General features: G+C 36.0%; 15 protein-coding genes. 2 read left to right on the top strand and 13 right to left on the bottom strand.

Going from position 1 to position 15,360, the window contains the following annotated elements; translation table 11 throughout:
- Window positions 1-9 precede the first annotated feature (9 nt).
- Window positions 10-483, bottom strand: coding sequence for a GNAT family N-acetyltransferase (locus NBX03_RS07670; protein WP_250230159.1), 474 nt, complete (start codon window positions 481-483; stop codon window positions 10-12).
- A 495-nt stretch (window positions 484-978) separates the two neighbouring features.
- Here NBX03_RS07670 and aroC point away from each other — a divergent pair, with 495 nt between their 5' ends.
- Window positions 979-2,073, top strand: coding sequence for a chorismate synthase (gene aroC, locus NBX03_RS07665; RefSeq protein ID WP_250230158.1), 1,095 nt, complete (start codon window positions 979-981; stop codon window positions 2,071-2,073).
- 249 nt (window positions 2,074-2,322) lie between these two features.
- Window positions 2,323-3,582 (top strand): diaminopimelate decarboxylase, encoded by a 1,260-nt coding sequence (gene lysA / locus NBX03_RS07660; RefSeq protein WP_250230157.1) that lies wholly within the window; start codon window positions 2,323-2,325, stop codon window positions 3,580-3,582.
- Window positions 3,583-4,056: 474 nt separating this feature from the next.
- Here lysA and NBX03_RS07655 read toward each other — a convergent pair whose 3' ends face one another.
- The 12 genes from NBX03_RS07655 to NBX03_RS07600 all read right to left on the bottom strand — a co-directional run bounded on the left by NBX03_RS07655 (window position 4,057) and on the right by NBX03_RS07600 (window position 15,352).
- Window positions 4,057-6,018: a bifunctional 4-hydroxy-3-methylbut-2-enyl diphosphate reductase/30S ribosomal protein S1 gene (locus tag NBX03_RS07655; protein WP_250230156.1), complete on the bottom strand. Its 1,962-nt coding sequence runs from the start codon at window positions 6,016-6,018 to the stop codon at window positions 4,057-4,059.
- Between the two features lie 43 nt (window positions 6,019-6,061).
- Window positions 6,062-6,643, bottom strand: coding sequence for a lysophospholipid acyltransferase family protein (locus NBX03_RS07650; RefSeq protein WP_250230155.1), 582 nt, complete (start codon window positions 6,641-6,643; stop codon window positions 6,062-6,064).
- Window positions 6,644-6,784: 141 nt separating this feature from the next.
- Window positions 6,785-7,462, bottom strand: a complete 678-nt coding sequence (gene cmk, locus NBX03_RS07645) for a (d)CMP kinase (RefSeq protein WP_250230154.1) — start codon at window positions 7,460-7,462, stop codon at window positions 6,785-6,787.
- A 10-nt stretch (window positions 7,463-7,472) separates the two neighbouring features.
- Entirely contained in the window at window positions 7,473-7,829 is a 357-nt protein-coding gene (gene aroH / locus NBX03_RS07640; RefSeq protein ID WP_323373269.1) for a chorismate mutase, read from the bottom strand.
- Between the two features lie 13 nt (window positions 7,830-7,842).
- Window positions 7,843-9,066 carry a BaiN/RdsA family NAD(P)/FAD-dependent oxidoreductase gene (locus NBX03_RS07635; protein ID WP_250230153.1) on the bottom strand — a complete coding sequence of 408 codons (1,224 nt, stop codon included), beginning with the start codon at window positions 9,064-9,066 and terminating at the stop codon, window positions 7,843-7,845.
- Window positions 9,066-9,953: a MurR/RpiR family transcriptional regulator gene (locus NBX03_RS07630; RefSeq protein ID WP_250230152.1), complete on the bottom strand. Its 888-nt coding sequence runs from the start codon at window positions 9,951-9,953 to the stop codon at window positions 9,066-9,068. Before NBX03_RS07630 ends, NBX03_RS07635 begins: the two co-directional genes overlap by 1 nt.
- Window positions 9,954-10,158: 205 nt before the next feature.
- Window positions 10,159-10,845, bottom strand: a complete 687-nt coding sequence (gene rnc, locus NBX03_RS07625) for a ribonuclease III (RefSeq protein WP_250230151.1) — start codon at window positions 10,843-10,845, stop codon at window positions 10,159-10,161.
- A gap of 360 nt (window positions 10,846-11,205) precedes the next feature.
- Window positions 11,206-11,433, bottom strand: coding sequence for an acyl carrier protein (acpP, locus tag NBX03_RS07620; protein ID WP_250230150.1), 228 nt, complete (start codon window positions 11,431-11,433; stop codon window positions 11,206-11,208).
- A 158-nt stretch (window positions 11,434-11,591) separates the two neighbouring features.
- Entirely contained in the window at window positions 11,592-12,620 is a 1,029-nt protein-coding gene (plsX, locus tag NBX03_RS07615; RefSeq protein WP_250230149.1) for a phosphate acyltransferase PlsX, read from the bottom strand.
- 634 nt (window positions 12,621-13,254) lie between these two features.
- The gene (gene rpmF / locus NBX03_RS07610) at window positions 13,255-13,437 is read right to left on the bottom strand and encodes a 50S ribosomal protein L32 (protein WP_250230148.1); all 183 of its coding nucleotides are present in this window, start codon (window positions 13,435-13,437) and stop codon (window positions 13,255-13,257) included.
- A 2-nt stretch (window positions 13,438-13,439) separates the two neighbouring features.
- Window positions 13,440-13,943, bottom strand: coding sequence for a YceD family protein (locus NBX03_RS07605; protein ID WP_250230147.1), 504 nt, complete (start codon window positions 13,941-13,943; stop codon window positions 13,440-13,442).
- Between the two features lie 218 nt (window positions 13,944-14,161).
- Entirely contained in the window at window positions 14,162-15,352 is a 1,191-nt protein-coding gene (locus NBX03_RS07600; protein WP_250230146.1) for an acetate/propionate family kinase, read from the bottom strand.
- Window positions 15,353-15,360 lie beyond the last annotated feature (8 nt).

Genomic DNA, 15,360 nt, shown 5'->3' with positions numbered 1-15,360 from the left:
TATATAATGCTACAATATCATTTCAAATTCAAATTCGTGCAGAACGGGAATATCATCGATTCCTAAAATATTTTCTGAGATGCCTTTAATTTTTCTTGTTTCTTCAAACGCATTTATATGAACTGCTTTTAAAGAAAAGCCTCTCTTTTGATAATATCTTATGGCATGAGTATTGTCATTCATGGTTATAAGCCATACTCTTTGACAATTTTTTAATTTTGCAGCGTTAATAACAGCGTTTATCAGCCTCGTTCCAACGCCGGAGTTTTCTTTCAGACTGTATAATACAACTATCTCACATTCTAAATCAATAATTTGGTAAAGAATAGCACCTATTAGCATATTTTCATCAAAAGCAGCAAACCCTGATAAATTTTCCTCTTTTACAATATTTCCCCTTGTAACTATGGGTTTCCCCCAGTTGGTTAAAATATATTCATTTATCTGTTTATAGTATCTTTCATTGAGAGGCTGTATCTCCATATCATTCCTCCGATTTATTTTCTTTTTATCAGAAGATTAATACTACGTAAGAATAACATTCGTACATTTTGCTTCGCAAAATATACTTCTTCTAAAGAATAGCATTCGTACATTTCGCTTTGCAAAATATACTCATTACTCATGAATGCCTTCTCCCTTCAAGGGAGAAGACATTCACATTATACCATAACTTCTCCAGAAATGCCCAGATAATTAATCTTTTTATTTTTTCTAAAATATGCTTCCTTAATGGAGCCTTATTTAAAATGTATGGTTTTTACTGTATCAATGAAACTTCCTTCTATATTATTTATCTTCGGTAAATATGTTCATAAACGGCACAAAACGCAGTCTTCTTATATCAAATTATACGAATATGGCCCAATATGCCTTTCAAATTAATCAAAATCATGATTTTGATTAATTATGCAAAAAAATGTTGTTTATAGTCTTATAAAATGCTAAAATTTAAAAAATTGATTAAGGAGATTTTATATGAGTTCTATTTACGGAAGCCAATTTAAAATATCGACCTTCGGCGAAAGCCACGGCAGAGCAATAGGCGTTGTGATAGACGGCTGCCCGGCAGGACTTAGGCTTACGGAAGAAGATATTCAAAAAGACTTAAACAGACGGAAGCCCGGCGCTTCAAAATATGCTACAAAGCGTTCTGAAAAAGATAGCTGCCAAATCCTTTCAGGGGTATTTAATGATATTACTACAGGTACTCCTATTGCGATTATGGTTTTTAACGAAGATCAGCGTTCAAAAGATTATTCTGAAATAGCTGAAACCTTTCGTCCAGGCCATGCTGATTTCAGCTATTTTTCCAAATACGGTATAAGAGACCATAGAGGCGGCGGCCGTTCCTCAGGTAGAGAAACTACCGCGAGGGTTGCTGCTGGAGCTGTGGCAAGAAAAATATTAAATGAGTTTAATATAGATATTTCTGCCTATACTTTATCCTTAGGAGATATTGAGGTAGACAGAAGCCGTATGGATATTTCAAAACGGTTTGACAATCCATTTGTTATGCCGGATAATGAAGCATATATTGAAGCGGCTAAATATCTCGAAAAAGCTATGGAAGATATGGATAGCGTAGGCGGCGTATGCGAATGTGTCATTAAAGGGGTTTATCCCGGCTTAGGAGAGCCTGTTTTTAATAAGCTTGATGCGGAGCTTGCAAAGGCCGTTACGTCCATAGGCGCAGTTAAAGGCATTGAATTTGGAGCAGGATTTTCAGCGCCTAAATTAAAGGGTTCCAGTTCCAATGACGGATTTTTATTTTCCGACGGAAAAGTATCTAAATACAGAAATAATGCCGGAGGAATTTTAGGCGGTATTTCCGACGGCTCCGATATAATTTTTAGAGCTGCCTTTAAGCCTACTCCTTCTATTGCACAGAAGCAAAAAACCATAAATACCTCTATGGAAAACATAGAAATTTCTATCAGCGGACGGCACGACCCTGTTATTGTACCAAGAGCAATCGTTGTAGTCGAAGCAATGGCTGCAATCGTTATAACCGATATGCTTTTATTAAATGCTAACAGCAAAATGGAATACTTAAAAAAGATATATTTATAAATTTAATTAGGCATTGTTTGTAAATAGAGAAACCGACGGATACTTTGCAAGAAAATATGAATTCGAGGAGAAAACCGCAGAAATAGCAGTGCTATTTTGAGGATTTTCGATGAAGAAGTCATTATTTTATAGCAAAATAGACTAGAGTTTTGATTTTCCAAACAAGCCCTAAGCAATAAAAATGCATTTTTATTCTTTAAATGTTGTAAACCATATTATTGTTAGCTCATACTTATTTGGAGGTTCCCGATGATAAAATTAAACGGAGAAGTTACAGACAGAGAAAACTTTTTTCAAGGAGCCGATCCCTTCGAGCTTATTGAAAAGTACGGATCACCATTATATATTTACAATGAAAGAATTTTAAGACAAAGAGTAAGAGAAATGAAAAATCTTGTTTCCTATGAAAATTTCAGAGTTAATTTTTCTGCGAAGGCAAATTCAAATATTGCTTTTCTTCAAATAGTAAAAGACGAAGGAATAGATGTAGACGCTATGAGCCCCGGAGAAATTGAAGCAGAGCTTATGGCAGGATTTAAGCCTGAAAATATTTTATATATCAGCAATAATGTCTCAGAAGAAGAAATGCAATATGCAATTAATAAAGGCATAAAAACAAGCGTAGACTCCCTTTCTCAGCTTGAACAATACGGCAGGTTAAATCCCGGAGGAAAAGTAGCCGTAAGATTCAACCCCGGCGTAGGCGCAGGCCATCATAAAAAGGTTATAACCGGAGGAAAGGAAACCAAATTCGGCGTTAATGAAGAATATATTCCTCAGGTAAAAGAAATTCTCGAAAAGTACAGCTTAACTCTTATAGGCATAAATCAGCATATCGGCTCTCTGTTTATGGACGGCGGCTCCTATATTGAAGGAGCTAAAAATCTAATAAATATCGCTAAGCATTTTGAAGATTTAGAATTTATAGATCTCGGCGGCGGCTTCGGAATCCCCTATAAAAAGCAGTACGGTGAAGAAAGATTAAATCTTTCCGGCCTTGGGGAGAAGCTTAGTGAATTCATTGAAGCATTTGTATCTGAATACGGCAAAAAGCTCATATTTAAAATTGAGCCCGGCAGATATATTTCAGCAGAATGCGGGCTTCTTCTGGGCCAGGTACATGCTGTAAAAATGAACGGTGACGAAAAATATATCGGCACAGACCTTGGCTTTAATGTTCTTGCAAGGCCAATGATGTATGATTCATTTCATGGAATAGAAGTATATACAAAAAGAGAAAATCCCGAAAAAGTCACTGAAATTGCTTCAATCGTAGGTAATATCTGCGAAACAGGAGATATTATAGCCGGCAAGAGAGAGCTTCCCGTAATCCATGAAGGAGATATCATAGGCGTTTTAGATGCCGGAGCCTACGGAATGGTAATGAGCTCAAATTATAATAACAGGCTTAGGCCTGCAGAAGTTTTTATTCGTGAAAACGGAGAAGTAAAGCTTGTAAGAAAAAGAGATAATATAGAAGATTTATTGAAAAATTATATATCTTTATAATAAACATAAAACCGTTTTATAAAAGCTATAAGCCTATCGACAGTTTATTTGCCGATAGGCTTTTTTAATGGTTTTTAAAACTATAGTAAATTTCTTATAAAGAAGAAGCAAAAGCTTAATATACAATTTTCTTCCTAATTTAATTTTATATTTGCTATATAGTAAATTTAAACTTATAGTAAATTTCACTGAAGGATGTAATAAAAATCTATTTTTCATAAACGGCCTAAACATATAGAATCCCTATGTTTAAGCCCTTCAAAATATATGGTTTTTATTACTGTTTAACTTGAAATATACTATAAATAGGAATGCAGATTTTTTCTGTAGGAGATGCCCTTATACCATCTCTTCACTATTTCATACGAAATTACTATAATTATTCTTTAAAAATAATATAAAACAATTACAAAAAAGCGTTGATTTTTATCAACGCTTTTACAACTTCTTTTTAATTAATAGTTATAACAATAATTAAGCCTCGGGATTCGCTTCTTCAGCAGGAGTCTCTTCACCAGGTGCATCTTCTGCCTTAATTCCGTCAACCTCTTTTTTGGAAAGGCTGATTTTTTTGTTTTCGGCATCAACTTCCATAACTTTAACTTTAATGATTTCACCTATTTTAAGCTCGTCCTCTGCTTTAACAACATGCTTTTGAGCTATTTGAGAAATATGAACAAGACCGTCTACCCCTGGTTCAAGCTCAACGAAAGCACCGAAAGGAACATGTCTTACTACTTTGCCTTCTACTATTTCTCCCACAGGATATTTTTCAGAAATATTATTCCATGGGTTTTCAATAACGTCTTTAAGAGAAAGAGAAATTTTGCCTTTTTCTTTATCTACGTTTAATACGGAAACCGTAACCTTGTCCCCTTCTTTAAGAACATCAGAAGCCTTTTTAACTCTTCCCCAGCTCATTTCAGAAATATGAATAAGGCCATCGGCTCCGCCAAGGTCAACAAAAGCACCGAAATCTACAAGGCGGCTTACTGTGCCCTCTGCCTTCTGGCCAACTTCAATATTATTAAACACCGCTTCTTTTTTAAGCTTCTCCTCTGTCTGAACAAGCTCTTTTCTTCCTGCCACGATACGGCGTTTTTGTCTGTCAAATTCAAGCACATTAAAATTATAATCCTTGCCTACAAACTGATTAAGATCATCAACGAATCTACCGGATATTTGGGAGGAAGGAATGAAAACTCTTACACCTTTAACAGTTGCTATGAGTCCGCCCTTAACTACTTCAGTAACTCTTCCTTTAACCGTTGTTTTATTATTAAAAGCTTCTTCAAGCTCTGTGTATCCTTTTTGCATTTCAAGTCTCTTTTTTGAAAGTAAAACGTTTCCGTCTCCATCGTTAACCCTCACAACAAAAACTTCAATTTCGTCTCCTTCTTTTAAAACCTCAGAAGGATTAACATCAGGATTATCAGAAAACTCGCCTCTTGGTATAAGACCGTCGGATTTATATCCCAAATTTACAGAAACTTCTCCGTTTACTATTTGTATAACGGTCCCTTTAACAATGTCCCCGGTATGTAAGGTAACAAGAGATTCGTTAAGCATTTGCTCAAAAGATTGATTGGTATTCATAGCATTATTATCAAGCTCGCTCATTCTAAATATAGCCTCCTTTATAATTGCTGGCGGGGTAGATGCACCAGCCGTTATTCCAATTTTATCAAAAGAATTAAAAATATTCAACTCTAATTCGCTAATACTTTCAATAAAATATGTGTTTTTGCAAGTTTTTTTGCATATTTCATATAATTTAGTAGTATTTGAGCTTTTTTTATCTCCCAGTACTATCATATGGTCTACTTTTCCTGCAATTTTCAAGGCTTCTTCCTGCCTTGTTCTGGTAGCGTCACATATGGTATTGTATATTATAAGATGTTCTAATTTTTCTTTTAAAACATCTGTTATTTCTTCAAAAAGATTTCTGTTAAATGTAGTCTGACCTACAAGGCAGTATTTACGGTCTATAGAAAGCTCTGCACTCTGTGCTTCTTCCATATTGCCTATAATTACGCTTTTATTATCAGCATATGCATTTATGGCTTTAATCTCGGGATGATTGGCATCACCTATAATGATTATGTCAAAGCCTTCATTAAAACATTTTTGCACCTTTCTATGAATCACCTTCACACAAGGGCAGGTACAGTCTACAAATTCAATATTTCTTTCTTCAAGGCTTTTATATACCTCCGGCCCTACACCGTGGGCGCGAAGGATTAATTTGTCTGCTTGAAGCCCTTCAATAGAATCTGCTATTTTAATTCCCTTTTCTCTAAGATCATTAATTACATCATTATTATGAGCTAAAGGCCCATAGGTATATACGTTTTCTCCGGCATTTTCATAAGCCATTTTAACAGCTCTGGATACGCCAAAGCAAAAACCTGCCGATTTGGCCAATATAATTTCCATATAACCATCTCCGTAGGATTATACGAATTAAAATATTATAACCTTAATTTGACAAATCCTTTATTTTTATCATGATTTCTTTCGTTATGTCTTCAAGCTGCTCTTTTGTAATCTTTTTATTGTATTCTGAAAACGCCATAGGTTCTCCTATATTTACGCTTACATCTGAAAATAGTTTGAAGCTTGATTTTATCCCTACAGGGACTACTTTACTTTCAGATTTAACAGCAAATAAAGATACACCGGCTTTTGCGCTTTCTTCGTCTACGGAGCTCATTCTTGTGCCTTGCGAAAAAATCCCCATTACCTTACCGGATTTCAAAAGCTTCATAGCGTCTTTAAAAGTTGAAAGCCCTACAGATGCTCTGTCCACAGGAAATGCTCCGAGCTTTCTAATTACAAAGGCGATAAACTTATTTTTAAATAAGGATTCTTTAGCCATAAAATGAACTTTTCTATTAAAGCAAACTGCGATTACCACAGGGTCTAAAAGGTTTATATGGTTCGAGCATACAATAAAAGAGCTCTTTTCAGGTAACTTTCCCGAACCTGTAATTTTTATATTATAAAAGGTATGAAAATAAAACGCAGCAAGCATCTTTCCTAAAAAATAAGTTAAATTCATATGATCCGTCCTTAGTCATATAGTCAATTTATTTTTATTCCAATTGTATAAACATAGCCAAAACAGCATGAAACAATGTAAAAGTAAATTGACAAGGGTCTTTTTTAAGTGCGCCTACTATGCCTTGCAGAAATTTATTTGTTATTTTTTATTACTGTAAGCCTGTTTTACAAGATTAAGCATTTCTCCTATTACTTCTTTTGCACTCATATTTCCGCAGTCTATAACGATTGCGTCTTCTGCCTGCTTTAAAGGGCTTTCTTCTCTTGTCATATCTCTTTTGTCCCTTTTTTCAATATCAGCCTTTATATCCTCCAAGGTAGCGCTTGTTCCCTTTTCAAGAAGCTCCAAAAGCCTTCTTTCGGCTCTTTTCTTAACGCTTGCCGTAAGATATATCTTTATATCTGCATTGGGAAGAACGACGGTTCCTATATCTCTTCCGTCCATTACTACGTTTAAGCCTTCAGCCATTTTTCTTTGAATAGAGACCAGCTTCTGCCTTACCTCTCTTACGGCGGAAACCCTTGATGCGTTTTCAGAAACCGCTCTCGAACGAATTTCTGCGGTAACATCATTTCCATTCAAAAAAATATGCTGATTTTTATCTATATATTTTATATCAAGCACTATGTTTTCAAGGGCTTCAATGATTTCGGCCTTCTCGTCCAAATCTATTTCATTATTCATAAGAAAATATGCAACTGCCCTATACATTGCCCCTGTATCTATATAAACAAAGCCAAGCTCTCTGGCAAGCCCTTTTGCCGCCGTACTTTTCCCTGCTCCGCTAGGCCCATCAATTGCTATAGAAAAACCCATTTAAACACCCCTATTTTGCTAAGTCCGGCCTAAGCTTTTTAGCTTCCTTCAAATATATATGCTGAACTTCTGACTGTTTTACATTGATATCAGCATTAACCATAACCCTGATGCACATATTCATGCTGCCTTCTATATAAAGCTCATCACAGCACATAAGGGCGGCGTTTACGATGCCAAGCCCTCTTGCGGCAACGGCAGGATATACCTTCGTAAGATCTTTTGTGCATGTAAACAATATGGATATGATATCCTCTGTGTTTAAGTTATTTTCTTTTATTATTTCCTCAAGAAGAAGCTTCGTATTCTCAAGAATATTTTCTTTTGTATTTTCTTCTGCTGAAATTGCTCCTCGGATGCTTCTCATAATGATACACTCCTTATACGGAATTGCCGCAAAGATAACCTGTAGAAAAAGCTACCTGAAGATTAAATCCGCCTGTAAAGCCGTCTACATCTATAACCTCTCCTGCAAAGTAAAGCCCCTTTATAAGCCTGGATTCCATAGTTCCCGGGTCGATTTCTTTTGTGCTTACTCCGCCGCAGGTTATAACTGCCTGATTAAATCCTGCGTTTTCCGATATTTTTATTTCAAAGTTTTTTATAAGCTCTAACAGTGCTTTTCTTTCTTCTTTCGTTATCTCATTAACCTTTTTATCCCCGTCTATTCCCGAAAGCATTACCATTATGGGAATCAGCTTCTGCGGAAAAAGATTATCAAGTGAATTTTTAAAGCTTTTATTTTTGGCTTCGGAAAAATCCTTTAAAATTCTTTTGTCAAGTTCCTTTATATCCATTGCCGGTTTTAGATCTATGGATATTTTACATTTTTCTTTTTCTTTCCCTGCTAAAAATCTGCTGGCAGTAAGAATAAGAGGGCCGCTTACCCCTTCATGGGTAAAAAGCATTTCCCCAAATCCCGTATATACCTGCTTGTCCTTTACAAATAGTTTTAATTCTATGTTTTTAAGGCTCAAGCCTTGAAGTAAAGGAATCCATTTCTCATTGGATTTAAGGGGAACCAAAGAAGGATACAGAGGCTTTATTTTATGGCCAAAGCTTTCGGCAAACTTATATCCGTCTCCTGTAGAGCCTGTTACGGGATAAGATAATCCCCCTGTGGCAATCAGAACAGCATCGGCTTCTATAAATTCTCCGCTTTTTAATGTTATCCCTTTTACGGCTCCGTCTTCCGATTCAATAGAGAGCGCTTCTGTATGAAGCCTTATCTGAACATTACGGCTTCTAAGCTCTTTTTCAAGGGCCTTTATGATATCGCTGGATTTTTCAGACACAGGAAAAACCCTGTTGCCTCTTTCAACCTTTAAACGAACAGACATTTTTTCAAAATAGTCCATTAAAGCTTTTGAATTAAAGCTATAGATAGCACTATACATAAAAACTGAATTCGTCGGAATATTTTGTAAAAAATCCTCCTCGCTGCAATCATTTGTAAGATTACAGCGGCCCTTTCCCGTAATATAGAGCTTTTTACCAAGCTTCTCATTCTTTTCAATAATAGTAACATGTAAGCCCCGCTTTGCCGCCTCCAATGCGGCAACCATGCCTGCAGGCCCCCCGCCGATAACTGCAAAAGATTTCATTATAAGTCACCTTCAATATCAGGTCCTGATGAGTATATTTGATTTTTCTTCCATATGCCTTCCAGCATATCAAAATCATTATAAAGCTGGTCTTTTTTCTTTACGGAAATAGCAATAAGCATTGCGCTTATAATGCTCATAGGCGCAACAATAGAATCTACAAAGCTGACCATGCCTGTTTTAGCCGTAAGCACATACTGGGAATATTTAGATATAGGAGAATTTGTATTGTCCGTTATCCCTATGGTAGTAGCCTTTCTTTCCATGGCAAACTGAACAGCCTTAATGGTGCTTAAGGAATATCTGGGGAAACTTATGCCTATCAAAACATCATCTTTTGTTATTCTGAATATCTGCTCAAAAACATCGCTTACGTTGCTGGAATCCACCATGACTACATTTTCATGCATAAGATTAAGATAAAAGTAAAAATAATTAGCCAAAGAACCTGCACTTCTTCCGCCTACGATATATACCCTTTTGGCATTTAAAATACTTTCAACAGAAAGCTCAAAGGCCTCATAATCTATTTCAGTAAGGGTAGTATTGATTCTTTCAATGTCTCCTTTTAAAACAGAACGGAGGATATTGCTGTTATCTTTAAATAAAATATCGGAAGAAACCTCTATTCTCTGCTGAGAAGTAAGCTTATTCTTTAAAACGTCTTTAAGGGCCTTTTGAAGCTCTGGATACCCCTCGTATCCAAGTTCAACGGCAAATCTTACGACAGTAGATTCGCTTACGCCTATAACCTCGCCAAGCCTTGAAGCCGTAAGAGAAACTGCCTTTTCATAATGGTTTAGAAGATAGTTTCCTATTCTTTTTTGCCCCTTTGAAAGCTTAGGGAACCTTTCTTCTATAATTGTCAATAAATCCTTATAGGGCATATTTAAACTGCTCCTTAATATTTATTTAATGTAATTTCGCTGAAATTTTAATTCCATCGAAATTTGATACTATTCGTACAAATTTGCATAAACCGCTGCAATGCGTACACCTAAAGGTATACTTAAAGTTTTATATTCATAACCTGAAAAGTCCTTCGGACTTTTCCTTGGTAAACCCAAAGGATTCGACTTCGCCGAACTCACATTATTTAATGCCCATAGCATTCAGTGCATTTAATGCAGCATTCTGCTCGGCATCTTTTTTGCTTTTTCCGACACCTTCGCCTAAAAGCTTATTGTCGTCAAAAACCTGCGCTACAAAAGTTTTATCATGGTCCGGACCTTTTTCATCTATAATTTCATACCGGACACCGTCTTTATTGGTTTTCTGAATAATCTCTTGAAGATATGTTTTATAATCACCGGAGTTTAGGAAATTATATCCTTGCTCTATGTTCTCCTTAAATATATACCAGAGAAACTTTCTTGCTTCTTCTATTCCACCGTCAAGATATATGGCCCCTATTACCGCCTCAAAGGTGTCTGCCAGTATAGATTCTCTTTGTCTTCCATTACTCAGCTCCTCACCCTTTCCAAGGTAAAGATACTTTCCTATATGAATTGTTAAGGCTTTTTTCGCAAGAGAACTTTCGCATACCAGGCTTGCCCTGAATTTAGTAAGCTCCCCCTCAGGAAGTTTGGGACAAAAATTATATAAATAATCGCTTATAATCAGCTCCAAAACCGCATCCCCTAAAAATTCAAGCCTTTCATTTGAATATATAGGGTCAAGCTTGCTTTCATGGGCATAAGAGCTATGGAAAAATGCTCTTTTTAAAAGATCAGTATCCTTAAAATTATAATTAATACTTTTCATAAACTCTGACAGCATATACTTCCCTTTCCTACATTTAATATTTTACCGTCCCGCATAGTAAAGTAATATATAGCAGCAGCAAAACCACTTATTCTCTATAGCTCAAAATGCAAAACTCCTGTTTTGAGCCATGGAGAATAGGCCTTTAATGCTTTATCAAACTACTTTACTGTATATCATATATCGAAATATAATAATCAAAATTTTATAATAATGAATTATTACAAAGTTAATTGTTTTAATTTAGAGCATGGAATTTTATCATAAAACAAGGTATCCTGACGGGATACCTTGCTGAAATTAAGCTGATAAATAAAAGATGCCCCTTATTTCATTTATATAATCCGTTGCTTTCGTTTTTACCTTGTATGAATACTAGCTCAGTTTCTTTATATACTCTACAGCATCGCCTACTGTACGAATTTTTTCTGCGTCATCATTATCAAATTCTACACCGAATTCGTCTTCAAGCTCTGAAATTATTTGGAAAACATCAAGGCTATCGGCACCTAAATCATCTGAAAAAGAAGTATCTTCTGTAATTTTACTTTCATCAATACCAAGCTGCTCGGCAATAATAGCTCTAATCTTCTCAAATTCCATATAATTCGCTCCTTAATCTTTATTATATATTCATTTAACATTAAAGCATGCTTTACTAAAAAAGTAAACTAAATTGTTCAAATTTATATAAGAAAAACCATGTATTTAAATAACAAAAATAACAAAATAAGAAATAGGCATATTTCACAAATATAAGTTTATTCTTCCGTTTCGCCGGAATCGTCTTTTTCTCTGACGGCTTCTTCTATACTCTCATTTAAAGAGCTTGAAATAAAGATATATGCTTGATTCACAGCCCCCTTTATAGCCTTTGCATCGGAGCTTCCGTGGGCTTTCACTACAAGCTTTTTAAGTCCTAAGAAAGGTGCGCCGCCTACTTCAGAGTAATCGAATCTTTTTTTGAGATTTTTAAATGCGCCTTTAGCCATTAAAGCTCCCATCTTAGACATGAAAGAAGACATAAATTCATCTTTTATCATACCCATGATGGCCTTTGCAAAGCCCTCGGTATATTTAAGTATTATATTTCCCACGAAAGCATCGCATACAGCTACATCAACAGCCCCCATAGGAATATCTCTTGCTTCTACATTGCCGATGAAATTAATGGTTTCACATTCTTCCAAATAGGGATAGGCTTCTTTAGTAAGAGCGTTTCCTTTGCCCTTTTCTGACCCATTATTGATAAGGCCCACTCTTGGGTCTTTAATGCCCATGATTTTTTCCATATAGATGGAGCCGATTTGGGCAAACTGAAGAAGATACTGCGGCTTGCAGTCAACATTTGCTCCGCTGTCTATTAAAAATGTAAAGCCTTTTCTGTTGGGGATAAGGGTTCCCAAAGCAGGTCTTGCCACTCCTTTTATTCTGCCTATGATAACTGTAGAACCTGCAAGAAGGGCTCCTGAGTTTCCGGCGGAAACAAGAGCCATTGCTCTGCCTTCCTTCACTAAATTCATTCCCACAACCATAGAAGAATCCTTCTTCTGTTTTATGGCGGAAGTGGGATTATCCTCTGTTTCTATAATTTCTTCTGTATGAACTATTTCAAGTCTGTCTTTATCATAGGTATATTTATTAAGCTCTTGTTTTATTTTATCTTCTATTCCAAGTAAAATTATTTTTATGTCATTATTTTCGGCTAAAGCCTGTACAGAGCCTTTTACCGTTTCTCCAGGGGCGTGATCTCCCCCCATGGCGTCTACAGCTATAATATATTTATCCATTAAGCACCTCTGAAACATAATATCATTTAACAAACAGATACTATAGTAAAAAGCAACACAGCTACAAAAGACTATTCCCTATAATTCGAAAACACAGCTTTCCTAGGTAAACGCTGCAGTTTCAAATTATTCCGAATATACGTTTTTTATAACATTTACTTATTTATTTTACTATACAAATATTCATTAATTATATTCTAATATATATTTCCTTTTTCTTCAAGAATTTATATAAACATCAGGCTATTTGCAAGCATTATAGTAAATTTCACAGAAGGATGTAATAAAAATCTATTTTCATAAACGGCTTAAATATATAAAAGCCCTATGTTTAAGCCATTCATAGCCAACAAAGATTAAAATATCTTTGTTGGCTATAAGGGGGCGTTCGCCTGAAAACACTTTAACAGTTTCCCTGTAAGTGTTTCCAGGTTCACTAAGCATAAAATATACGATTTTTATTACTGTTTCATTTGAAATTTACTATATATGAAGTTTGAACTTGTCTCATAAATCCAAACCGTCACTTTTTAAGTTCACAGAGCATCTTTGAACCATATCTACCCCGTTCCCAAAGTTCTTGCCTTTTCATAAGCAAAGAAAAATCGCCAAAGCTTACGCTTTGGCGAAAGAATTAGTCTACCTTTAAAACAGCCTGCTTGTTATAAGAGCCGCATGCCTTGCATACCTTATGGGCAACCATAAGTTCACCGCATTTTGAGCATTTAACAAGATTTGGCGCAGTAATTTTCCAAGACTGTGCACGTCTCATTCTGCCTCTTGATTTTGAAACCTTACCTTTTGGTCCTATTGACATATTTACACCTCCTTGTCTCTAAAAAGAGAACGCAAAACATCGAATCTAGGGTCTATATCTGTTTTGTCACAGTCACAGTCGCCTTGATTTAAGTCTTTTCCGCATTTTGGGCAAAGCCCTTTACACCCGTCACTGCATGAAACCTTCATAGGCATATTCATATATAAGTTTTCCATTGTTACAGATGACAGGTCAATAAAATCTTCTGGAATAGGCCATATTTCACTATCTTCATCATAAGCCGCAAGGGTCTTTGAAAACCGTTCTTCCATATCAAAGGAAACAACCTTTGGAGAAGAAGCAAGACAAGTATCACATTTAAAATTTATATGAGCGTCTACATGAGCTTTAACAAGATAATCCGGGCCGTCTTTTTCTATACTTCCTTTTATTATAATTTCAGCTATGCTGCTGTCTAAATTATATAAAGAAGATAATTCGACATTTTCGCGGCCTTCTATATCTATTTTGTCTGAACCCTTGAGAAGCTCTAACGCAACAACCATTATATAGGCCACCTCCGCACAGCAACAAAATATAGATTGCTTTACAAATCTATACCGGTACGCTCTAGTTTACAGAGCATCTTTTATACATCTGCCCTGTTCTCTAAGTTCGCACCTTTTTGTATTAATAAATAAAAGAAAGCATTGAACCAGTTAACAAGCCGGAAAAGGCCGGTTAACTATATATGCACACTTAGGTAATTATACTTATTATAAATTTATTTGTCAAGAAGTTCTTTGGTATCTCTTGCTATCACAAGCTCTTCATTGGTAGGAATAACAAGAACATCTACCTTTGAACCTTCAGCTGCAAAATTAACTTCCTTGCCTCTGCAATTGTTCTTTTCTTTATCTATATTTACACCAAGGTATCCAAGATAGCTGCAGATTGCTTCTCTTGTATCGGCGCTGTTTTCTCCGAGGCCTGCAGTAAATACGATAGCGTCAACGCCGTTCATAGCAGCGGCATATTCTCCAACGTATTTAGCTACTCTGTAGTAATAAGCCTGAAGAGCTGCTTCTGCTCTCTTATTTCCTTCGCTGCATGCGCCTTCAATGTCTCTGAAGTCGCTGGAAACGCCTGATAAGCCGAGAACGCCTGATTTTTTATTCAATATGTTTTCAACATCTTTAACCTTAAGTTCTTCTTTATCCATTAAGAAGGAAATAACAGCAGGGTCAATATCACCGCTTCTTGTTCCCATGATAAGGCCTTCAAGAGGTGTAAAGCCCATGGAAGTGTCAACGGATTCTCCGTTTTTAACGGCACAAACGCTTGCTCCGTTTCCTAAATGGCAAGTTACTATTTTAAGGTCCTTTTTATCTTTTCCAAGAAGAGCCGCTGCTCTATCTGAAACGTATTTATGGCTTGTACCATGGAAGCCGTATCTTCTGATTTTGTATTTTTCATATAATTCATAAGGAATAGCGTATAAATATGCTTTTTCAGGCATTGTCTGATGGAATGCAGTATCAAACACAGCGATCTGAGGCTTTCCTGGCATAAGGTTCTCGCAAGCATAAATTCCCATAAGGTTTGGCGGATTATGAAGAGGCGCAAGGTCGTTGCATGCTTCAATAGCTTTCTTAACTTCTTCTGTTATAATTACGGAATTGCTGAAATATTCTCCGCCATGAACTACTCTATGGCCTACGGCATTCACTTCGTCTATGGACTTGATAACGCCGTGATTAGGGTCAAGAAGAGCATCAATAACCATCTTTATAGCTTCAGTATGGTCATGCATAGGCTTTTCAGTTTCAAATTTACCGTTTCCCTCGTGCTTAATTTTTGAACCTTCAATTCCTATTCTTTCGCAAAGGCCCTTTGCAAGAACATTTTCATTCTCCATATCAATAAGCTGATATTTTAATGATGAGCTACCGCAGTTCATAACTAAAATTTTCATTCGTATTC

The sequence above is a fragment of the Anaeropeptidivorans aminofermentans genome (genome assembly GCF_940670685.1).
Lineage (GTDB): Bacteria > Bacillota > Clostridia > Lachnospirales > UBA5962 > Anaeropeptidivorans > Anaeropeptidivorans aminofermentans.
Note: the sequence above shows the minus strand (reverse complement) of the source record. Positions and strands in the feature narration are given on the sequence as shown.